The sequence below is a fragment of the Mycobacterium sp. IS-1590 genome (assembly GCF_001500025.1).
GTDB lineage: Bacteria > Actinomycetota > Actinomycetes > Mycobacteriales > Mycobacteriaceae > Mycobacterium.
Genome location: NZ_LQIW01000050.1, coordinates 1 through 20,835 on the forward strand (window position 1 = coordinate 1; position 20,835 = coordinate 20,835).

At 67.8% G+C, this 20,835-nt stretch carries 21 protein-coding genes and 1 pseudogene; 14 read left to right on the forward strand and 8 right to left on the reverse strand.

Going from position 1 to position 20,835, the window contains the following annotated elements; all coding sequences use genetic code 11:
• Positions 1-19 precede the first annotated feature (19 nt).
• From AU197_RS23555 to ribD, 5 genes are read left to right on the forward strand one after another with little or no spacing between them, the layout of a single operon-like run.
• Complete coding sequence (locus tag AU197_RS23555; RefSeq protein WP_064348342.1) at positions 20-556, forward strand: LemA family protein; 537 nt, start codon at positions 20-22, stop codon at positions 554-556.
• A gap of 42 nt (positions 557-598) precedes the next feature.
• A complete protein-coding gene (gene fmt / locus AU197_RS23560; RefSeq protein ID WP_064406026.1) occupies positions 599-1,528 on the forward strand; it encodes a methionyl-tRNA formyltransferase in 930 nt (309 codons plus the stop codon).
• Positions 1,525-2,898, forward strand: coding sequence for an RsmB/NOP family class I SAM-dependent RNA methyltransferase (locus AU197_RS23565; protein ID WP_064406028.1), 1,374 nt, complete (start codon positions 1,525-1,527; stop codon positions 2,896-2,898). Before fmt ends, AU197_RS23565 begins: the two co-directional genes overlap by 4 nt.
• A gap of 4 nt (positions 2,899-2,902) precedes the next feature.
• Positions 2,903-3,580, forward strand: coding sequence for a ribulose-phosphate 3-epimerase (rpe, locus tag AU197_RS23570; RefSeq protein ID WP_064406030.1), 678 nt, complete (start codon positions 2,903-2,905; stop codon positions 3,578-3,580).
• On the forward strand, positions 3,577-4,578 hold the full coding sequence (ribD, locus tag AU197_RS23575; protein WP_064406032.1) for a bifunctional diaminohydroxyphosphoribosylaminopyrimidine deaminase/5-amino-6-(5-phosphoribosylamino)uracil reductase RibD: 1,002 nt from the start codon (positions 3,577-3,579) through the stop codon (positions 4,576-4,578). The genes rpe and ribD overlap by 4 nt, the downstream gene beginning before the upstream one ends.
• 88 nt (positions 4,579-4,666) lie before the next feature.
• Here the strand turns inward: ribD and AU197_RS23580 are convergent.
• The 3 genes and pseudogenes from AU197_RS23580 to AU197_RS23590 form a co-directional block, all read right to left on the reverse strand.
• A pseudogene (locus tag AU197_RS23580) lies at positions 4,667-5,656 on the reverse strand (ABC transporter ATP-binding protein); the annotation flags it as partial.
• 4 nt (positions 5,657-5,660) lie between these two features.
• Entirely contained in the window at positions 5,661-6,710 is a 1,050-nt protein-coding gene (locus tag AU197_RS23585; RefSeq protein WP_064406034.1) for an ABC transporter permease, read from the reverse strand.
• Positions 6,711-6,757: 47 nt separating this feature from the next.
• Positions 6,758-7,312 carry a type 1 glutamine amidotransferase domain-containing protein gene (locus tag AU197_RS23590; protein ID WP_174523814.1) on the reverse strand — a complete coding sequence of 185 codons (555 nt, stop codon included), beginning with the start codon at positions 7,310-7,312 and terminating at the stop codon, positions 6,758-6,760.
• Positions 7,313-7,483: 171 nt separating this feature from the next.
• On the opposite strand from AU197_RS23590, the gene AU197_RS26535 reads away from it, so the two are divergent.
• Entirely contained in the window at positions 7,484-7,645 is a 162-nt protein-coding gene (locus tag AU197_RS26535; protein ID WP_197415640.1) for a hypothetical protein, read from the forward strand.
• On the opposite strand, the gene AU197_RS23600 is transcribed toward AU197_RS26535, so the two are convergent.
• Together AU197_RS23600 and AU197_RS23605 are read right to left on the reverse strand one after the other, a co-directional pair.
• A complete protein-coding gene (locus tag AU197_RS23600) occupies positions 7,642-9,225 on the reverse strand; it encodes an MFS transporter (RefSeq protein ID WP_064406038.1) in 1,584 nt (527 codons plus the stop codon). The genes AU197_RS26535 and AU197_RS23600 overlap by 4 nt on opposite strands.
• The gene (locus tag AU197_RS23605; protein WP_064406040.1) at positions 9,225-9,929 is read right to left on the reverse strand and encodes an LppX_LprAFG lipoprotein; all 705 of its coding nucleotides are present in this window, start codon (positions 9,927-9,929) and stop codon (positions 9,225-9,227) included. Before AU197_RS23605 ends, AU197_RS23600 begins: the two co-directional genes overlap by 1 nt.
• 104 nt (positions 9,930-10,033) lie before the next feature.
• Between AU197_RS23605 and AU197_RS23610 the strand changes: the two genes are divergently transcribed.
• Positions 10,034-10,633: a riboflavin synthase gene (locus tag AU197_RS23610; protein WP_064406043.1), complete on the forward strand. Its 600-nt coding sequence runs from the start codon at positions 10,034-10,036 to the stop codon at positions 10,631-10,633.
• Positions 10,634-10,668: 35 nt separating this feature from the next.
• Here AU197_RS23610 and AU197_RS23615 read toward each other — a convergent pair whose 3' ends face one another.
• Complete coding sequence (locus tag AU197_RS23615; protein ID WP_064406045.1) at positions 10,669-10,995, reverse strand: hypothetical protein; 327 nt, start codon at positions 10,993-10,995, stop codon at positions 10,669-10,671.
• Positions 10,996-11,174: 179 nt separating this feature from the next.
• On the opposite strand from AU197_RS23615, the gene AU197_RS23620 reads away from it, so the two are divergent.
• The 3 genes from AU197_RS23620 to AU197_RS23630 are packed head-to-tail and all read left to right on the forward strand — an operon-like array spanning position 11,175 to position 13,416.
• A complete protein-coding gene (locus AU197_RS23620) occupies positions 11,175-12,494 on the forward strand; it encodes a bifunctional 3,4-dihydroxy-2-butanone-4-phosphate synthase/GTP cyclohydrolase II (protein WP_064406378.1) in 1,320 nt (439 codons plus the stop codon).
• Positions 12,491-12,970, forward strand: coding sequence for a 6,7-dimethyl-8-ribityllumazine synthase (gene ribH / locus AU197_RS23625; RefSeq protein WP_064406047.1), 480 nt, complete (start codon positions 12,491-12,493; stop codon positions 12,968-12,970). Before AU197_RS23620 ends, ribH begins: the two co-directional genes overlap by 4 nt.
• Positions 12,967-13,416 (forward strand): PH domain-containing protein, encoded by a 450-nt coding sequence (locus AU197_RS23630; RefSeq protein ID WP_064406049.1) that lies wholly within the window; start codon positions 12,967-12,969, stop codon positions 13,414-13,416. The genes ribH and AU197_RS23630 overlap by 4 nt, the downstream gene beginning before the upstream one ends.
• On the opposite strand, the gene AU197_RS23635 is transcribed toward AU197_RS23630, so the two are convergent.
• Together AU197_RS23635 and AU197_RS23640 are read right to left on the reverse strand one after the other, a co-directional pair.
• Positions 13,403-13,870 carry a GNAT family N-acetyltransferase gene (locus tag AU197_RS23635; RefSeq protein ID WP_064406050.1) on the reverse strand — a complete coding sequence of 156 codons (468 nt, stop codon included), beginning with the start codon at positions 13,868-13,870 and terminating at the stop codon, positions 13,403-13,405. The two genes, AU197_RS23630 and AU197_RS23635, sit on opposite strands and share 14 nt — an antisense overlap.
• Positions 13,867-15,828 (reverse strand): gamma-glutamyltransferase family protein, encoded by a 1,962-nt coding sequence (locus AU197_RS23640; protein ID WP_231745179.1) that lies wholly within the window; start codon positions 15,826-15,828, stop codon positions 13,867-13,869. Before AU197_RS23640 ends, AU197_RS23635 begins: the two co-directional genes overlap by 4 nt.
• A gap of 53 nt (positions 15,829-15,881) precedes the next feature.
• Here AU197_RS23640 and uvrC point away from each other — a divergent pair, with 53 nt between their 5' ends.
• From uvrC to whiA, 4 genes are read left to right on the forward strand one after another with little or no spacing between them, the layout of a single operon-like run.
• Entirely contained in the window at positions 15,882-17,876 is a 1,995-nt protein-coding gene (gene uvrC, locus AU197_RS23645) for an excinuclease ABC subunit UvrC (RefSeq protein ID WP_064406051.1), read from the forward strand.
• 11 nt (positions 17,877-17,887) lie between these two features.
• The gene (gene rapZ / locus AU197_RS23650) at positions 17,888-18,787 is read left to right on the forward strand and encodes an RNase adapter RapZ (RefSeq protein WP_197415645.1); all 900 of its coding nucleotides are present in this window, start codon (positions 17,888-17,890) and stop codon (positions 18,785-18,787) included.
• A complete protein-coding gene (gene yvcK / locus AU197_RS23655) occupies positions 18,784-19,821 on the forward strand; it encodes a uridine diphosphate-N-acetylglucosamine-binding protein YvcK (RefSeq protein ID WP_064406055.1) in 1,038 nt (345 codons plus the stop codon). Before rapZ ends, yvcK begins: the two co-directional genes overlap by 4 nt.
• Complete coding sequence (gene whiA, locus AU197_RS23660) at positions 19,818-20,795, forward strand: DNA-binding protein WhiA (RefSeq protein ID WP_110765852.1); 978 nt, start codon at positions 19,818-19,820, stop codon at positions 20,793-20,795. The genes yvcK and whiA overlap by 4 nt, the downstream gene beginning before the upstream one ends.
• The last annotated feature ends 40 nt before the right edge of the window (positions 20,796-20,835 follow it).

Below are 20,835 nucleotides of genomic sequence, written 5' to 3' on the forward strand. Positions count from 1 at the left end.
GAGGGGGAGGAGGCGGCTCATGGTGACGCTGCTACTGACGATCGCACTGGTGCTGGCGGTGCTGGCGTTCATCGTCTTCGTGGTCGGCTACAACAAGCTGCGTTCGGCCGACGTCCGCGTTGCCGAGGCGCTCAGCGGAATCGACGTCGAGCTCACGCGGCGCGCGTCGCTGATCCCGAGCCTCGTGCACACCGTGCAGACCTTCGCCGCGCACGAGAAGGGCATCCTCGACCACGTCACCAACGCACGTGCCGCGCTGACCTCCGCCACCACCGGCACGTCGGTGGCACAACGAAGCGCCGCCGAGAAACAGCTCGACACCGCGCTGGCCCCGCTGTTGGCGCTCGGTCAGAACTATCCGCAGCTGAACTCGTCGAACAACTTCCTCAATCTGCAGGAGAACCTCACCGACAGCGAGAACAAGCTCGCGTTCGCGCGCCAGTACTACAACGACTCGGTCGCGACCCTGAACCGGTTGATCACCACGATTCCGTGGATGTTCGTCGCACCGATGACCGGGGTGTCCGAACGCGAGTACTACCAGACCCCGCGCTGAGCACCCGGACGCCGTCACCGCTGCCGTCTCTAGACTGGCGCGGTGCGCATCGTCTTCGCCGGCACGCCGGAACCCGCCCTGCCTGCGCTGCGCCGTCTCATCGAATCGCCACGCCACGACGTCATCGCGGTGCTGACCCGCCCCGATGCGGCATCGGGTCGGCGGGGAAAACCTTCACCGTCACCGGTCGCGCGGCTGGCGCTCGAACACGACATCCCGCTGCTGCGGCCATCGAAGCCGAACGCCGACGAGTTCGTCGCCCAACTGACCGAGCTGGCGCCGGAATGCTGCGCGGTGGTCGCCTACGGCGCCCTGCTCAGCGAGCGACTGCTTGCCGTGCCCGAACACGGCTGGGTGAACCTGCACTTCTCGGTGCTACCCGCCTGGCGCGGAGCCGCGCCGGTGCAGGCCGCGATCGCCGCAGGGGACACCGTGACCGGCGCGACGACGTTCCTCATCGAACCCGCCCTCGACTCCGGTCCCGTCTACGGCGTCGTCACCGAATCCATTCGGCCGACGGATACGGCCGGTGATCTCCTGGAGCGACTGTCCATTTCGGGTGCCGAGCTGCTCGAGCGCACGCTCGACGGGATCGCCGACGGCACGCTTTCTGCGGTACCGCAGCCATCGGAGGGAGTGACGATCGCTCCCAAGATCACCGTCGACGAGGCTCGCGTGCGCTGGGATCTGCCCGCCCATGTCGTCGAACGGCGGATCCGCGCCGTCACACCCAATCCCGGCGCGTGGACGATGATCGGCGACCTTCGCCTCAAAGTCGGTCCCGTCACCGTCGACGGGGCGTCAGAAGCCCTGGCGCCCGGCGCGATCCGCGTCAGCCGCGACGGCGTGCGCATCGGCACCGCGTCGGACCCGGTGCTGCTCGGGCTGATCCAGCCACCGGGTAAGAAGCTCATGAACGCGGCCGACTGGGCCCGCGGCGCTCGCCTCGACGACTCGGCACGAGCCGAATGACCAAGCCCCGCAGCAACCGTCCGCAACGACGCAAGCCGCTGGACCCGGCTCGCAGCGTCGCGTTCGACGTATTGCGCGCCGTCTCGGAAAAGGACGCCTACGCCAACCTCGCCCTGCCGGCGCTGTTGCGGGAACGCGGCATCAGCGGTCGTGATGCGGCCTTCGCCACCGAACTCGCATACGGCGCCTGCCGTACCAAGGGATTGCTGGACGCGGTCATCAGTCACGTCGCGGGCCGCCCGACCGACAGAATCGACCCCGTCCTGCTCGACCTGCTGCGGCTCGGCACCTACCAACTGCTGCGCACCCGGGTCGAACAACACGCCGCGGTGTCCACCACCGTGGAGCAGGCCGGTATCGAGTTCGATTCGGCCCGTGCGGGTTTCGTCAATGGGGTGTTGCGCACGGTTGCCTCGCGCGACGAACAGCACTGGGTCGCCGAACTGGCCCCCGACGCGGCGACCGACCCCATCGGTCATTCGGCGTTCGTGCACGCGCACCCACGCTGGATCGCGCAGTCCTTCGCCGACGCGCTGGGCGCCGACGCCGGCGAACTCGACGCGCTGCTCGCCAGCGACGACGCCCGACCCGCGGTGCACCTGGCCGTCCGCCCCGGCGCGTTGACCGCGCAGGAGTTGGCTGCGCAGGTCGACGGCACGGTGGGCAGGTATTCGCCCTACGCGGTGTACCTCGCCGGCGGTGACCCGGGCAGGGTGCAGGCGGTGCGCGAGGGCGTCGCGCTGGTGCAGGACGAAGGCAGCCAACTCGTCGCGCGGGCGCTGACGGTGGCCGAGATCGACGGCGCCGACGGCGGTCGCTGGCTGGACTTGTGCTCGGGCCCCGGCGGCAAGACCGCCCTGCTGGCCGCGTTGGCCCCCGACGGCGCCCGCGTCACCGCGGTGGAGCCCGCACCGGCGCGCGCCGATCTCGTCGAACAGAACACCCGCGGTCTGCCGGTGGACGTGCTGCGCGTCGACGGACGCGACCCGGGCGTGGAACCCGGCTTCGACCGGGTGCTCGTGGACGCGCCCTGTACGGGCCTCGGTGCACTGCGGCGCCGGCCCGAGGCCCGGTGGCGGCGCAGCCCCGGCGACGTGCCGCCGTTGGCGAAGCTGCAGCGGGAACTCTTGGCGTCGGCGATCCGGCTGACACGTCCGGGCGGCGTTGTGCTCTACGCGACCTGTTCGCCGCATTTGGCCGAAACCGTGGGCGTCGTCTCCGACGCGCTGCGCCGACACCCCGTCACGGCGCTGGACACCCGGCCCCTTTTCGCGCCTGCGGACAATCTCGGCGATCGGCACCACGTGCAGTTGTGGCCGCACCGCCACGGCACCGATGCGATGTTCGCCGCCGCGCTCAAAGTAGGGTAGGCCCATGGCTGGACCCCTGATCGCGCCGTCGATCCTGGCCGCCGACTTCGCCAGGCTCGCCGACGAAGCCGAGGCCGTGCGCGGTGCCGACTGGCTGCACGTCGACGTGATGGACAACCACTTCGTCCCGAACCTGACCATCGGACAGCCGGTCGTCGAGTCACTGCTGAAGGTGACCGACATCCCGATGGACTGCCACCTGATGATCGAGAACCCGGATCGATGGGCGCCGCCGTACGCCGAAGCGGGCGCCTACAACGTCACGTTCCACGCCGAGGCCACCGACAACCCGGTCGGTGTGGCGCGAGACATCCGGGCGGCGGGCGCCAAGGCGGGGCTCTCGGTCAAGCCGGGCACCCCGCTGGAGCCGTACCTGGAGATCCTGCCCGAGTTCGACACGCTGCTGATCATGTCGGTGGAGCCGGGATTCGGTGGCCAGAAGTTCATCCCGGAAGTGCTGGTGAAGGTCGGCACCGCCCGGCGGCTCGTGGACGCGGGCGAGTTGACGATCGTCGTCGAGATCGACGGCGGCATCAACGCCGACACCATCGAGCAGGCGGCCGAGGCGGGGGTGGACTGCTTTGTCGCGGGCTCGGCCGTCTACAGCGCAGAGGACCCCGCCGCCGCGGTGGAGTCGTTGCGCAGGCAGGCCGCCGCGGCCTCCAAACATCTGCGGGCATGAATTTCGAAGCCGCGATGCGGCTGGCGGTCCAACAGGCCGAGAAGGTCAAGGGCACGACCTACCCCAATCCGCCCGTCGGAGCGGTCATCCTGGATCGCGACGGCGAGGTGGCCGGTGTGGGGGCGACGGAGCCGCCCGGCGGACCGCACGCCGAGGTGGTCGCGCTGCGCAGGGCGGGTACCCGAGCCGCCGGTGGTACCGCCGTCGTGACGCTCGAGCCGTGCAACCACCACGGCCGCACACCGCCCTGCGTGGACGCGCTTGTGGCGGCGGGTGTTTCGGCGGTCGCCTATGCGGTCGTCGATCCGAATCCGATCGCCGCGGGTGGGGCCGCGCGGCTCGCCGAGGAAGGTGTGGCCGTGACCGCGGGTGTACTCGCCGACGCGGTGGCGGGCGGCCCGCTGCGCGAGTGGCTGCACAAACAGCGCACCGGATCACCGCATGTGACATGGAAATTCGCGACCAGTGTGGACGGTCGAAGCGCGGCCGCCGACGGCAGCAGCCAGTGGATCACCAGCGAAGCCGCTCGCGCGGACGTACACCGCAGGCGCGCCGTCGCCGACGCGATCGTGGTCGGGACCGGTACCGTCTTCGTTGACGATCCGGTGCTGACGGCGCGACTACCCGACGGCACCCTCGCCGCCCGTCAACCCTTGCGCGTTGTGGTCGGGGAGCGTGAGATCTCGCAAGAGGCAAGGGTTCTCAACGACGATTCGCGCACGATGGTGATCCGAACCCGTGATCCCCACGAAGTGATCAAGGCGCTGTCCGACCGGACCGATGTGCTGCTCGAGGGGGGGCCGACGTTGGCCGGCGCATTCTTACGCGCCGGCGTCATCAACCGGATCCTGGCCTACGTCGCGCCCATCCTTCTCGGCGGCCCGATAACGGCGGTGGACGATGTCGGTGTGCTGAGCATCGCGCACGCCCAGCGATGGCGCTTCGACACGATCGAGCCCATCGGCCCCGACGTTCTGCTGAGCCTCATTCCGGGGTAGCGGCATCCTCGCCGCTCAGCGGGCCCTCGTTCAATTCGCCGCTCAGCGGGCTCTCGTCTGATTCGCCGCTCAGCGGGCCCTTGTCTAATTCGCCGCTCAGCGGGCGGTGCTCCACGAGGTCGCGCACTCCGGCCATCCCCAGCCGTTCCCGAAACGCCTGAACCGGGTAGCCGACGACCGTCGCATCGGTACGCGCCTTGGCCGTCGCCGACCGGGGCAGGTGGAATAACGGTCCGATCTCACCGAAGTAGTCGCCCTCGACCGCCAACTTCAGCAATTCCTCACCGCCACCGGACAGTTCGCGCAGGATCTCGATCTCACCCCGGTCCACGATGTAAATCAGGTCGCCCATCGTGCCCTGCTCGAAGAGCACCTGACCGGCTTCGAGCTCCACCGTCTGCGGCGGGCGGTCGACGGAGGCGAAGTTCGGCACCATTTCGACGACCCGATCCGCCAGCGGCAGGATTCGGCTGTCGTGTGTGGCGACGACCACCATCCTGGTGCCGGAGGCCAGCTCGCGAATCAGCTTCAGTACCTCTTCGACCTGGATGAAATCCAGATGTGCCGTGGGCTCGTCGGCAAGGATCAGCGGGGGATCGAGCGCGATCGCCCGCGCCACCGCCACCCGCTGCTGTTGCCCGCCGCTGAGATCGCCCGGCCTGTGGTCGAGACGGTCCTGCAGCCCCACCCGCGCCAGCAGCTGTTCGGCCCGCTTCCGGGAAGCCCGGCGCGACATGCCGTTTGCGCGCAGCGGCACCATCACGTTCTCGACCGCGGTGAGGCTGGGAACCAGGTTGAAGGCCTGGAACACGAATCCCACCGTCTCGCGCCGGTATGTCGCAAGCTCGTTGGCGCTCAACGACGTCACCTCGACGTCACCGAACTTGATCGCACCCGAGGTGGGTTGCAGGATCCCGCCGAGACACGACAACAGCGTTGTCTTCCCGCATCCGCTGGGACCCATCAGGATCACCAGTGAACCCGCCGCGACGTCGAGGTTCAAACCGTCGATCGGGCGCACGGTGTGCCCGCCGCTGGTGTACTCGACGACGAGATTCTGGATCGAAAGATCGCCCATCGGTTCAGGGCCCCCCGAATGCCAATGCGGGATCCACTGACACCGCACGACGCAATCCCGCCGCGCTGGCGATGAGGCCGATCACCACCGCGACAACCGGCAGCGCGACGAAGGCCTCGGTGGGCACGATCACCTGCATGGGGAACAGCGGTCCGAGCAACAGCGACAGCCCGGCGCCGACCAGCGCGGCCAGCAGCGCCACGATTACCGCCTGCAAGGCGAGCCCGGCCATCACCGAACGGGTAGGCACCCCAATCGCTTTGAAGACGGCGAAGTCGCGCAGCCGTTCCAGCGCCGACAGGTAGACGACCGAGCCCACGATCAGCGCCGCGACAATCCACAGCAGGATCGCGACGATGGTGATCGAGTTGACGGCCACCTTCAGCGGGCGCAGCAGGTCCTCGATCGCGCCGGCGCGGTCGACCACCCGATAGCCATTCGGCGCCTGCTCGAGCGAACCGCGCACGCCGATCGAGGCGACCAGTCCCTCCCCGCCGTACACCAACTGCTGTGCGCCCTCTGTGGTGAGAAACACATTGGGCAGGTTCGCCAATGCGGTCGAGTTCTCCACCAGGCCGACGATACGCAGCGTCTGCGAGGCGATCTCGACCTCGTCGCCGACCCCTCGGCCCAACGTCGTCGATACCGCGACCTCGTCGGGACCCGCGGGCGCGCGCCCTTCGACGACGGCCGGCATACCCGGCCCCCGCTCGGGCGCGCCGAAGATGTCGATGTTGCGCGTCGCCCCGTTGAGGGTGGCCGTGCCGCCGGCATAGGCCAGGGGTGCGGCGGCATCGACGCCGGGCGCGGCAGCGATGCGGCGCAATTCCACAGGCGCGAACGGTGTGGCCCCGACGAACGGGCCCGATGCGCCCGCCTTCACGATGAACTGGTCGACGCCGAGACCATCGACGGTTCTCTCTGCCTCGGTCTGGAATCCGTTGGCCAAACCCGTGAGAACCAGCGTCATTCCGAAGATGATCGCCGTGGATAGCACCGCGATGGCGAAACGTCGCCTTCGCCACTGCATGTCGCGCAGCGCGGCGATGAGCATGTCGGCGACGTTACCCCGGCTGCGGTGGTCGGCGCGCCGGGTTTCGGCTACTTCGCGAAAGCGCTGACCAACGTGTTGCAGAAGGCGGGCAGGTCATCGGGCTTGCGGCTGGACACCAAAGTGTTTGGCCCACGCGAGCATTCGACGACCTCGTCATCGACCCAATTCGCTCCCGCATTCACCAGGTCGGTCTTCACGCTGGGCCACGACGTCAGGGTGCGTCCCCGCACCACGTCGGCCTCGATGAGCGTCCAGGGCCCGTGGCAGATCACCGCGACCGGTTTACCCGCATCGAAGAAGCTCTTCGCGAACGCGACCGCGTCGGCGTTCATACGCAGGTTGTCGGGGTTGGCGACGCCGCCCGGCAGTACCAACGCCGCATAGTCGGACGCTGACACCGAGTCGGCGGCCTTCTCGGCCTCGAAAGTGTCGGCGGGGGTCAGGTGGTTGAACGCCTGGATTTTGCCGACTTCCGTCGACACCAGTTCCGGGGTGCCCCCGGCCTGCTCGACGGCCTTCCACGGCTCGGTCAACTCGACCTGCTCGACACCTTCGGGAGCGACCAGGAACGCAATCTTCTTGCCATTCAGTGAACTTGCCATGAGATTTCTCCGTTGAGGTTAGGTGTGATGCCCCGCATACCCCGCGCGTCGAGGAGTCAATCAGCCCGTTCACGTCGGTACACTCGTACCAGAGTGGGCCGTTTCTGGCCCGCCGAAATCGCGCTTTCACCGACGATTTGCGCGCTGGTGAGCACGAACAAAGGACGACCCATGACTGCACTGCAGGACTGGCTCAGCTATCGCCCGATGCATCCTCGGACACTCAAGGCGTTGATCTGCGACACGTTCCGCGCCCAACCCGTCGACCAGCAGGCCGTGCCGGTCAAGCCGGCCGAGCCGCAGCTGCTGCGCCCCGGCCTCGAGCGCTGCTAGGCGCCGTCGACGCGATCCGCGGTCGTTTGCCCCGCCACTTCCGCCGGTTCGTCGGCGTGCTCCTGCTTGCCCCCGATCAGCAGGCCCAGGAGGGCGCCGACGACGCAGACCACCACCGTGACCAGGAAGATGTCGCCGTATTGCAGCACGTAGGCCTCGCGGTAGCGGGTCGCCTCGGCGGCCAGTCGTTCGGCAAGCGTGTTGGCCGGCGGGAACGGCAGGGTCTGAAGGTGCTGGTTGAGCCGGTAAAGCCCCCAGGCAGTCAATCCAGCCAGGCCGATGAGCATGCCGACCATGCGCGCAACCACCACCGCCGCAGAAGCGATCCCGTGTTGGGCGGCGGGCACCACGCGGAGCGCCGCCGAGGTAAGCGGTCCGATCACCAGGCCGAGACCCAAGCCGGCGATGGCCAGGTCGGTGTCGAGCACGGGCAGTCTGACAAAGCCGAGATCGTGGTAGGTGGTCAGTACATCGGCCCCCCAATTCGACACCAGCCAATATCCCCCCGCGGCAATCATGAGACCCACGAATGTGACCACTCGGTCACCGATCCTGGTCGCGACCCACCCGCCGATCACGGCGCCGATGGGCAGTGCGATCAGGAACCGCAGCAGCAAAAGCACCGCGTCGGTCTGGTTCTTGCCGAGTACACCTTGGCCGAACAGTTCGATGTTGACGAGCGTGACCATCAACGCCGCCCCTGCGCACAGCGAAGCGCCCAGCGCCGCCAGGAACGGCCGGAAGTGAACGCCCGCCGGCTCGATCAATCTCGTGCGGGCGAACCGCTCCCAAACGAAGAACAAGATCAATGCCACCGCCGCACCCAAAAGCACTGGCAGTCCGTAGCTCGGCAGGATTTTGCGGCCGTCGGGCGCGGGGTTGTACAGCCCGATCACCGTTAGGCCCAGCGCTACGGCCAGCAGAACGCCGCCGACGACATCCACCCGTTCAGGATTCTCGGGTTTGAGGCGGGCGGGCAGGCTGAAGTGGATCAGCACCATCGCGACGGCGGCGAGGGGCAGGTTGATCCAGAAGACGTCCCGCCATGTGTTCAGGACCGCGACGACGGCGATGCCGTAGAGAGGGCCCAGGACGCTGCCCAACTCCTGTGCGGCACCGATACCGCCCAGGACCGACGCGCGGTTGCGGCTGGCCCACAAATCGGCGGCCAGCGCGAGTGTGACCGGCAGCAGCGCGCCGCTGGCGACACCTTGGATGGTGCGGCCGATCACCATCGGAAGCAGGTCATTAGACATCGCGGTGACGACCGAACCGACCGCAAACCCGGCCAAGCTGACCTGGAGGATGAACTTGCGACCGAACCGGTCGGATGCCCGACCCAGCAACGGCATCGCGGCGATGTAGCCGAGCAGGTAGCAGGTGATGATCGGCGTCACCCGCTGCAGCTGATTGATCGGTATGCCGACGTCGACGATGATGTCGGTGATGATCGCGACCACGACATAGGTGTCGAGCGCGCCGAGCAGCACGGCGAGGCTGCCCGCGCTGATCGCGATCCGGCGGTTCGACTTCGTCGTAGGTGCGGCTTCGGTGTTCGTCGCTCCTGCTGAAACCGCCATCAGGCTGCCGGCGGTTTGGTGACCGTCACCGGCTTACCCCACTCCGACATTGCCATGGTGACGCTGCTGTCCGAGTCGGGCTGCAACCTGACCTGGGCCAACTCGTGGTCGCCACCCTGGGCGATCCAGGCCGTACCGGGCACCGGGCCGGTCACGCCGAGCTGCGGCGCGATCTTGTTCACTGCATCGGCACTGACGGTCCCGGTCACTCGTACCGTCTCCACGCCGTTGACCGTTTCGCGGTCCTCCGCCTTCGGGTCGGAGAAGTTGTCCAGTACGTTGCCCAACCCGGTTTCGGGGTCGAGGATGAGCGAGGCGTCGTAGATATCGACGGCGGGACCGAAGTTCGACAGCGTGCCACCCGGGGTCAACGTGGCGTAGAGGTCACCGTCGACGACGACGAACTCCACGCCCTCGAGACGCTGGCCGCCCATCACGAGGTTGACCTTGCCTTGGGCCGTGAACGTAGGCGCATTGCTCAGGTCACCTTCGAGCAACTCGATGGGCAGCTTCTCGATCGTGCCTTCCACCGTGAGCTTCATGTGGGCGCTCGTCTGCTTCTTGGTGGTCTCGCTGGCCTGCTGGAGCAGGGTGGCGCCGTCGGGAAGGTCCTTTGTGGACTCCTCCGATTTGGAGGAGCAACCCGCCAGCAGGGCGATGGCGGCAACGAGGGCGGCGAAGATCGTCAGGAGGCGCGTCGGCATGACTGCATCGTAAAGGGTCCGAACGCGTCGACTCGGCGCACGGGGCGCTGCCAGGGCGAACGGGGCACCGTCGGAGGGTCCGGCGATCTCGATAGTCTGGCGACGTGTTCACCGGAATCGTCGAAGAGGTCGGCGAGGTCGTCGGCAAGGAAGATCTCGGCGATTTCGCCCGGCTCGCCATCCGCGGGCCGGTTGTCACATCGGATGCCCGTCACGGTGACTCGATCGCGGTGAACGGCGTCTGCCTCACCGTCGTGGAGGTGGGGCCGGATGCGACGTTCACCACCGACGTGATCGGGGAGACGTTGAACCGGTCGAGCCTCGGCCGCCTCGCGGTCGGCAGCCGGGTCAACCTCGAGCGTGCGGCGGCGGTGAACAGTCGGCTCGGCGGGCACATCGTCCAAGGCCACGTCGACGGCACCGGTCACGTGATCGCACGCACACCGTCGGATCGCTGGGTGGTGGTGCGCATCGCGCTTCCCACTGCGCTGTCACGGTATGTGGTGGAGAAGGGCTCCATCACCGTCGACGGCGTCTCGCTGACGGTGTCCGGGCTCGGACACGACTGGTTCGAGGTGTCGTTGATCCCCACGACGCTCGATCTCACGACGCTCGGCCGCGCCGAGGTCGGCACGCTGGTCAATCTCGAGGTGGACGTGATCGCGAAGTACGTCGAGCGGCTGCTCTCCCCCCAAAACGATTGACCCGCTTCTGATTTGGGGTCGCTCCTGTTCGGCGCCTAGTAGCCGAGGGGCCCGCGGAACTGCTGGATGATGGTGAAGAAGTCGCTCACCTGAGTGGCGGTCGGAACGAATTCGTTGAAGAACCGGTCGACCGCCCCCATCTGGTCGGGCGGGGCCACGTTTCGGGGCACGTACTGCTGCCACATACCTTCGAGCACGCCCACCGCGGGGATCACGTCCGAAGCGGTGGTGCTGGGCCCCGGAGGAGCCACGTCGGTCGGCTGGGCGGCCGCCGTCGGGGCGACGGCAACGAAGAGACCGGAGGCGGCCACAGCGCACGCGGCGGACAGCAGCCTCGAGGCGGGGAGATGTGACGCGTTCATATGAGTCCCTTTGAGCGTGACCAGGAAACGTAGCGTAGGCATCCGGCAACTCGGCCGAGGAGTAAACCCGAAAATACACAGAGGTTCCACACACTGCCGCCAACGCCGAAAGTGAGGATAAACGCCCAGCTCAGCGGCCTGGCAATAAGTTTTTGAGCCCGGTGGTTCATACTGATGTGGTGACGAGGCTTGACACTGTTGAGCGCGCGGTGGCTGATATCGCCGCGGGCAAGGCCGTCGTCGTGATCGACGATGAGGATCGCGAGAACGAGGGCGATCTCATCTTCGCCGCCGAAAAGGCGACCCCGGAGCTCGTCGCCTTCATGGTCCGCTACACCTCGGGCTACCTCTGTGTCCCGCTGGACGGCGCGATCTGCGACAAGCTGGGGCTGCTGCCGATGTACGCGGTGAACCAGGACAAGCACGGCACCGCCTATACCGTCACGGTGGACGCGAAGACCGGTGTGGGAACGGGCATCTCGGCCGCCGACCGAGCGACGACGATGAGGCTGCTGGCGGATCCGTCCAGCATCGCCGACGATTTCACCAAGCCGGGCCACGTCGTGCCGCTGCGGGCCAAGGACGGAGGTGTGCTGCGCCGCCCCGGCCATACCGAGGCCGCCGTCGACCTGGCACGCCTTGCCGGGTTGCAGCCCGCCGGGGCGATCTGCGAAATCGTCAGCCAGAAGGACGAAGGCGCGATGGCGCAAACGGACGAGCTGCGCATCTTCGCCGACGAACACGACCTCGCGTTGATCTCGATCGCCGATCTGATCGAGTGGAGGCGCAAGCACGAGAAGCACATTGAGCGCATCGCCGAGGCCCGGATACCGACCCGCCACGGCGAATTCCGCGCTGTCGGCTACACCAGCATCTACGACGACGTCGAACATGTCGCGCTGGTCAAGGGTGACGTCGCAGGCCCGACCAGCGACGGCCACGACGTGTTGGTGCGGGTGCACTCCGAATGCCTCACCGGTGACGTGTTCGGCTCCCGGCGCTGCGACTGCGGTCCCCAGCTCGACGCGGCGATGGCGATGGTCGCCCGCGAGGGCCGCGGCATCGTGCTGTACATGCGCGGCCACGAGGGTCGCGGCATCGGGCTCATGCACAAGCTGCAGGCCTATCAACTGCAGGACGCCGGTGACGACACCGTCGACGCCAACCTCAAGCTCGGCCTGCCCGCCGACGCCCGGGACTACGGCATCGGAGCGCAGATCCTCGTCGATCTGGGCGTGCGGTCCATGCGGCTGCTCACCAACAACCCGGCCAAGCGCGTCGGGCTCGACGGCTACGGGCTGCACATCATCGAGCGGGTGCCGCTGCCGGTGCGGGTGAACAAAGAGAACATCCGCTACCTGATGACCAAGCGGGACCGGATGGGCCACGATCTGAGCGGTCTGGACGCCTATCACGAGGCCACCACCATGGCCGACTACGACGAGGGCGTGTACCTGCTCGGAGACCGCCGGCCGACCGATCTCGGTGGAGCCCTGTGAGCGGTACGGGCGTTCCCGATCTTCCGGACATCGACGGATCGGGACTCAGGCTTGCCGTCGTGGCGAGCACCTGGCACGAGACCATCTGCGACGCGCTGCTCGAGGGGGCACTCAAGGTCGCGGCCGGCGCGGGGGTCGCTGATCCCACGGTGGTGCGGGTGCTGGGCGCCATCGAGATTCCCGTTGTGGCGCAGGCGCTGGCGGCCGACCATGACGCGGTGGTGGCGTTGGGCGTGGTGATCCGCGGGCAGACACCCCATTTCGACTATGTGTGTGACGCGGTGACGCAGGGCTTGACCAGGGTGTCGCTGGATGCGTCGACGCCGGTGGCCAACGGCGTGCTGACGACCAACACCGAGCAACAGGCGCTCGACCGGGCCGGGCTGCCGTCGTCGTCTGAGGACAAGGGTGCGCAGGCCGCGGCCGCCGCGTTGTCGACCGCGCTGACGTTGCGCGACATTCGCTCGGGCTCATGACCGACTGGGATGTCGAGATACGCCCGCACCTGGCACCGTATTTCGCTTATGCCGCCGCCGCGCTGATCCTCGCCGCGCATGTGACGGTCGGTGCGCTGCTGAAGATCAGCTCGACAGGGGTGATCTTCCGGACCGCCGACCAGGTGGCGATCGCGCTGCTCGGGGTGGTCATCGCCGCGGTGGTCTTGATGTTCGCCCGGCCCCGGCTTCGCGTCGGCGCAGCCGGTGTGACCGTGCGGAACCTTCTCACCGACAAGACGATTCCGTGGTCGGACGTGGTGAACATCTCTTTCCCGCGGGGCGCGCGGTGGGCGCGCGTGGATCTGCCCGACGACGAGTACATCCCGATCATGGCGATCCAGGCCGTCGACAAGAAACGCGCCGTCGATGCGATGGACCGCGTCCGCGACGTCCTCGAGCGCTACAAGGGCCTCAACTCACGCTGAGCGACATCGCGAGTTCGTCGCGCTCGGAGGCGGATTGGTCTGCTGCGACCGTGAACCCGATGCTCTCGTACACCTGACGGGCCGCCGCGTTGCCGGTCGCCACTCGTAACCGGACCGTGTGCACGTTGCTGGTGCGCGCCCAGTCGAGGGCCGCGGTGACCAGTCGCCGCGCCAGGCCATGGCCCCGCGCCGAGGGTTCCAGCCACAGCGAGTACAGATACACGGTCTCGCGGTTCTCCTGCTGTGCCCCGATCATGCCGACGGGACGATCGCCGTCGAAGGCGACGAATTGCGCATGTTCGCGCAACCGCCGCCGCCACTGCGCTGCGGTGAAGGCCGCCTCGTCCCGATAGCTGGGATCCCTCTCACCCAGCGAGTCGGCCAGCGCCCTCAACCGCATCGCGGCGAATGTCTGCCAGTCGGTTTCGCCGAGCCGGGCAACACGCTCGGTCATCGCGTGTCGCCCATGACCAACCCTTCCCGGCGCGGATCCGCCCCACCGACGAGCCCGGTGCCGTCTCTGGTGATCGCCGACAGGCCGCTCGACTGGTCGGCCAGGTCCACCTGATGGCCGAGTGCCCGCAGCCCCCGCACGAGTGCGTCAGGGTCGCCGTCATCGGCGGTGTCGATGACCGGATGCTCACCGCCGACGTTGGTCTTCGGCGTGTTGGCCGCGCCGAAGTCGACCATCGACACCGCCTGCTGCGGGTCGAGTCCCCAATCGAGCATTCCCACAATGGTTTTCGCCACGAACTGGATGATCACCGCACCGCCGGGCGAGCCCAGGACCGCGTAGAGCTCTCCTCGCGCTCCGGGCCGGCCCGGTGCCTGGTCGAAGATCAGCGTGGGCGCCATCGTGCTGCGCGGCCGCTTACCCGGCTGGACCCGGTTGGCCACCGGCGCACCGTCGGGGCCGGTCGGTTCGGCCGAGAAGTCGGTGAGCTGGTTGTTGAGGATGAACCCGTCGACCATGTGGAACGAGCCGAACGCCGATTCGACCGTGGTGGTCAACGACGCGGCGTTGCCCTGTGAGTCGACGATGCTGACCTGGCTGGTGCCGTGTTCGGGGACGGGTGGTGTGGGGCTGCTCGGCGGGCCGAACTCGCCCGGTTTCGCGGTGCCCATGCTGTGTTGATCGGAGATCAGCGCCGCCCGCCCGGCGAGGTAGTCACTGCCGAGGAGCGTGTCGGGTGAGCCGCCCGGCAACGGCACGAAATCGGTGTCGGCGACGTACTTGTCGCGGTCGGCGTACGCCAGTCGTTCGGCCTCGGATATCAGGTGTACACCCATGACCGACGGTCGGCCGCCGTTGAGGTCGATGTCGGAGGGTTTGTGATCGGCCATCGGGAAGTGTCCGAGAATGCCGAGCGTCGCCAGGACGGCGATGCCACCGGACGACGGCGGTGGCATCCCGCAGATCTCGCGTCCGCGGTACGGCCTGCACAGCGGATCGCGTTCCTTGACCGTGTAGCCCGCGAGGTCTTCGACGGTCATCAGGCTCGGCGTCCGCCCACCGGATCCGTCGGCCGCCGCGGCGACGATGTCGCGGGCGATGGCGCCGGTGTAGAACGACGCGGGGTCGGTTGCGATGACTCCCAACGTCTTCGAGTACGCCGGGTTGGTCAGCCGGGTGCCCTCGGTCTTGGGGCTGCCATCGGCGTTGAGGAAGTATTCGGCGGCTTGGCGGTCGCGCTTGAGTTCGGGTGCCGCGTCATCGATGGCCGCCGCAAGCCTCGCGCTGATGTCGAAGCCGTCGTCGGCCATCCTGACTGCGGGAGCGAACAGATCGCGCCAACCCGTCGTGCCGTGATCGGCGTGCACTTCGGTCAGCATCCGGACGATGCCGGGCACACCGATCGAGCGGCCCGAGGCCCTGGCGTCCGGCTTGGGCTCCGTGCGGTCGGTTTCCGACACCCAACGCAGATAGTTCTCCGTGGCCGCGGCCGGCGCGATTTCGCGACCGTCGTAGGCCTGGACCTGACCGGAGGCCGCGTCGAAGTAGAGCAGGAAGCCGCCGCCGCCGAGACCGGACGCCTGCGGTTCGACGAGGCCGAGAACGGCCTGCGCGGTGACGAGCGCGTCCGCCGCGGTACCGCCGTCGCGGAGCACCTCACACGCGGCCTGGGTGGCCAGCGGATTCGCGGTGGCCACCGAATAGCTGTTGGTGCGCACCGGCGTCATGTCGGTGCGGTAACCCGTGGCCACCTCGGGATTGACGGAGATGTCGCGGGAGGTCGGCGGCGACCCGGGAGAGGGGGCGGCGGTGGTCTTGACCACCGGGGTGCCGTTCGCGACGATCGCACACGGTCCGGCGGCCTCGGGCTCGGCGCCCTCGTCGGTCGAGCAGCCGGCGAACACCAGCACCAACCCGGTCAGCGGGGCCATCACCTTGGTCAGCGACGAGATCCGCATCACTCGACGGTAGTGGATCGGGGCCGTCGGAACGCGGCAGTAACCTGGATTCCGTGCCCGATCCATCGACGTACCGACCCGCTCCCGGGTCGATCCCCGTCGAACCGGGCGTCTACCGATTCCGCGATCCGCACGGCAGGGTGATCTACGTCGGCAAAGCCAAGAGCCTGCGCAGCCGACTGAACTCCTACTTCGCCGACGTCGTCAACCTGGCGCCGCGCACCCGGCAGATGGTGATGTCGGCGGGCAGCGTCGAGTGGACGGTGGTCAACACCGAAGTCGAGGCGCTCCAGCTCGAATACAACTGGATCAAGGAGTTCGATCCGCGATTCAACATCAGGTATCGAGACGACAAGTCGTACCCGGTGCTCGCGGTCACGCTCAACGAGGAGTACCCGCGGCTGATGGTGTATCGCGGGGCGCGGCGTAAGGGCGTCCGGTACTTCGGACCCTATTCGCATGCGTGGGCGATCCGCGAAACCCTCGACCTCCTGACGCGGGTCTTTCCGGCCCGCACGTGTTCGGCAGGAGTGTTCAAGCGCCACAGGCAAATCGATCGGCCGTGCTTGCTGGGCTACATCGACAAGTGTTCGGCTCCCTGCATCGGTCGGGTGAGTGCCGAAGAGCACCGCCAGATCGTCCTCGACTTCTGCGACTTCCTCGCCGGTAAAACCGATCGGTTGATCCGCGACCTGGAACACCAGATGAACCAGGCCGCCGAGGAACTGGATTTCGAGAGGGCCGCTCGCCTGCGCGACGACATCGGCGCTCTCAAACGGGCGCTGGAGAAACAGGCGGTGGTGTTCGGCGACGGCACCGACGCCGACGTGGTGGCATTCGCTGACGACGAACTGGAAGCTGCGGTGCAGGTTTTCCACGTCCGCGGCGGCCGGGTGCGCGGCCAGCGCGGCTGGATCGTGGAAAAGTCCGGGGAGCCCGGAGAATCAAGCCAGGAACGCTTGGTGGAACAGTTCCTGACGCAGTTCTACGGCGATCAGGCCGAATTGGGTGGCGCCAGTGACAGCGGCGGCGACGAGGCGACCAATCCCGTACCCCGCCAGGTGCTGGTTCCGTGCCTGCCCGGCAACTCCGACGAATTGGCGGCCTGGCTCAGCCAGCTGCGCGGCTCTAGGGTGTCGTTGCGCGTGCCGCAGCGCGGTGACAAGCGCGCGCTCGCCGAGACGGTCCGTCGCAACGCGCAGGATGCGCTCACCCAGCACAAGCTCAAGCGTGCCGGTGACTTTACCGCGAGAACCGCTGCGCTGCAGAGCATTCAGGACGCATTGGGGCTGGCCGAGGCGCCGTTGCGTATCGAGTGCATCGATATCAGCCACGTGCAGGGCACCGATGTGGTGGCCTCGCTGGTGGTCTTCGAGGACGGCTTACCGCGCAAGTCCGATTACCGGCACTACGCGATCCGTGAGGCCGCGGGCGAGGGCCGCTCCGACGACGTCGCGTCGATCGCGGAGGTGACCAGGCGCCGGTTCTACCGTCACCTGCACGACGTGCAGCATCCGACAGAGCTTTCTGCGGAGGGGAAGTCGCGAAAGTTCGCCTACCCGCCCAATCTGTTCGTGGTCGACGGTGGTGCGCCACAGGTCAACGCCGCACAGGCGGTGCTCGACGAACTGGGTATCACCGACGTGGCCGTGATCGGCTTGGCCAAGCGCCTGGAGGAGGTGTGGGTTCCGTCGGAGCCCGACCCGCTGATCATGCCGCGCAACAGTGAAGGCCTCTACCTTCTGCAGCGCGTCCGTGACGAGGCGCACCGGTTCGCCATCGCCTATCACCGCAGCAAGCGTTCCAAGCGGATGACCGCTTCGGCGCTTGACTCGGTTCGAGGGCTCGGTGAGCATCGCCGCAAAGCACTGGTCACCCACTTCGGTTCGGTGGCCCGGTTGAAGGAGGCGTCGATCGAGGAGATCACCGCGGTACCCGGCATCGGTGTCGCCACCGCCCGCGCCGTGCTCGACGCGCTCGGCGTACCGCCCGAAAGCGACGCGCCCGAGCCGGCCGTCGACGATGATCAGAGCAGGGTATCGGGATGACGGACCAGGGAATGCACGAGGAGCTTCGCGACGAGGCCAACGCCGACTCCGGTATCGACGTGGTTCTGGTCACCGGCCTCTCGGGCGCGGGCCGGGGCACCGCGGCCAAGGTGCTCGAAGATCTGGGGTGGTACGTCGCCGACAACCTTCCGCCGGAACTGATCGCGCAGATGGTCGAGTTGGGGCTGGCGGCCGGTTCGCGGATCACCCAGCTGGCGGTGGTGATGGATGTGCGTTCGCGCGGTTTCACCGGAGACCTGGACTGGGTCCGCAACGAGCTCGCGACCCGCAACATCGCGCCGCGGGTGCTCTTCCTGGACGCTTCTGACGAGAGCCTGGTGCGCCGCTACGAACAGAACCGACGGAGTCATCCGCTCCAGGGCAATCAGACTCTGGCAGAAGGTATTGCGGCCGAGCGCGCGCTGTTGGCGCCGGTGCGTGCGTCGGCCGATCTGGTGATCGACACCTCCTCGCTGTCGGTGCCCGCGCTGCGCGAGAGCATCGAACGCGCCTTTGGTGGCGAGACCGTCGCGCACACGAATGTCACGGTCGAGTCGTTCGGCTACAAGTACGGGTTGCCGATGGACGCCGACACCGTGATGGACGTCCGGTTCCTGCCGAACCCGCACTGGGTGGACGACCTGCGCCCGCACAGCGGTCAGCATCCCGCGGTCCGCGACTATGTTCTCGGGCAACCCGGTGCGGGCGACTTCCTGGAGACCTATCATCGGCTGCTCGACGTAGTCATCGACGGATACCGCCGCGAGGGGAAGCGATATATGACCGTCGCCATCGGATGCACCGGCGGCAAACATCGAAGCGTGGCGATCGCCGAGGCATTGGCGGCGCAGCTTCAGGGCGGTGATGACCTGACGGTGCGGGTGTTGCATCGGGATCTGGGTCGCGAATGACTTCATCTGATTCGCGGCTCGCCGCGGTGCGCATCGTTGCACTCGGTGGTGGACACGGGCTCTATGCGACCTTGTCGGCGGCGCGGAGGCTGACACCGCACGTGACGGCCATCGTCACGGTCGCCGACGACGGCGGCTCTTCGGGCCGACTGCGCAACGAGCTGGATGTCGTGCCTCCGGGTGACCTTCGAATGGCGTTGGCCGCGTTGGCATCTGACAGTCCACATGGCCGACTGTGGGCGACGATCATTCAGCACCGGTTCGGTGGCAGCGGGGCGTTGGCCGGACATCCGATCGGCAACCTACTTCTCGCGGGTCTCAGCGAGGTGCTGGCCGACCCGGTCGCCGCGCTCGACGAACTCGGCCGCATCCTCGGCGTGAAGGGTCGCGTGCTTCCGATGTGCCCGATGGGGCTCGGCATCGAGGCCGACGTGGCGGGTCTGGAATCCGACCCCCGCATGAGCCGGGTCATCCGCGGACAGGTGGCGATCGCGACGACCGTGGGCAAGGTCCGCCGCGTGCGGCTGCTGCCCGGGGATCCGCCCGCCACCCGACAGGCCGTGGACGCGATCATGGCGGCGGACCTGGTGGTGCTGGGCCCTGGCTCGTGGTTCACCAGCGTCATCCCGCATGTGCTGGTTCCCGAGCTCGCGGCTGCGCTACAAGCGACCGCGGCGCGGCGGGCTCTGGTGCTCAACCTGGTGGCCGAACCGGGGGAGACGGCGGGCTTCTCGGTCGAGCGACACATCCACGTGCTGTCGCAGCATGCGCCCGACTTCAGCGTGCACGACATCATCGTCGACGCCAGCCGGGTGCCCAGCGAGCGTGAGCGTGAGCAACTGCGTCGAACCGCGAACATCCTTCGTGCTCAAGTTCAGTTTGCCGACGTATCCAGACCTGGTACACCTTTACATGACCCGGCGCGCTTGGCCGCGGCATTGGAAGGTGTGCGTCTTCGCGGCGCCGCCGCTCCGGCGCCGGCAGTGCCCACGTCGACAGCGAATGGACCGAGAGGTGACGACCCGTGGCGATGACAGCCGAGGTCAAGGATGAGTTGAGTCGGCTGATCGTCAATTCGGTCAGTGCTCGGCGCGCTGAGGTCGCCTCGCTGCTGCGGTTCGCCGGCGGACTGCACATCGTTTCGGGTCGTGTGGTCGTCGAGGCGGAGGTCGATCTCGGCATCATCGCCCGGCGGCTGCGCAAAGACATCTACGACCTGTACGGCTACAACGCCACGGTGCACGTCGTATCGGCCAGCGGGATCCGCAAGAGCACCCGGTATGTGGTGCGGGTGGCCAAGGACGGCGAGGCGTTGGCCAGGCAGACCGGTCTGCTCGATCTGCGGGGCCGCCCGGTGCGTGGGCTGCCGGCACAGGTGGTCGGCGGCAGCGTGGCCGATGCCGAAGCAGCCTGGCGCGGAGCATTTCTGGCGCATGGATCGCTCACCGAACCGGGACGCTCGTCGGCGTTGGAAGTCAGCTGTCCGGGTCCGGAGGCCGCGCTGGCACTTGTCGGCGCCGCCCGCAGGCTGGGGGTGAGCGCGAAAGCACGCGAGGTGCGCGGTACCGACCGGGTGGTGGTGCGCGACGGTGAGGCGATCGGTGCGCTGTTGACGCGGATGGGGGCGCAGGACACCCGGCTGACATGGGAAGAGCGCAGGATGCGGCGCGAGGTCAGGGCCACCGCCAATCGGCTGGCCAACTTCGATGACGCCAACCTGCGTCGCTCGGCCCGGGCGGCGGTCGCCGCGGCCGCACGCGTGGAACGCGCGCTGGAGATCCTCGGCGATACGGTGCCCGACCATCTCGCCGCCGCCGGCAAGTTGCGCGTCGAGCACCGGCAGGCGTCGTTGGAGGAGTTGGGCCGGCTCGCCGATCCGCCGATGACGAAGGACGCTGTGGCGGGCCGCATTCGGCGGTTGCTGTCGATGGCCGATCGCAAGGCCAAACAAGACGGCATTCCCGACACCGAGGCGGCCGTCACCCCGGACCTGCTCGAGGACGCCTAACTCGATTCGCCATACGGCGGGCATTTCGGCGAAAAGCGTG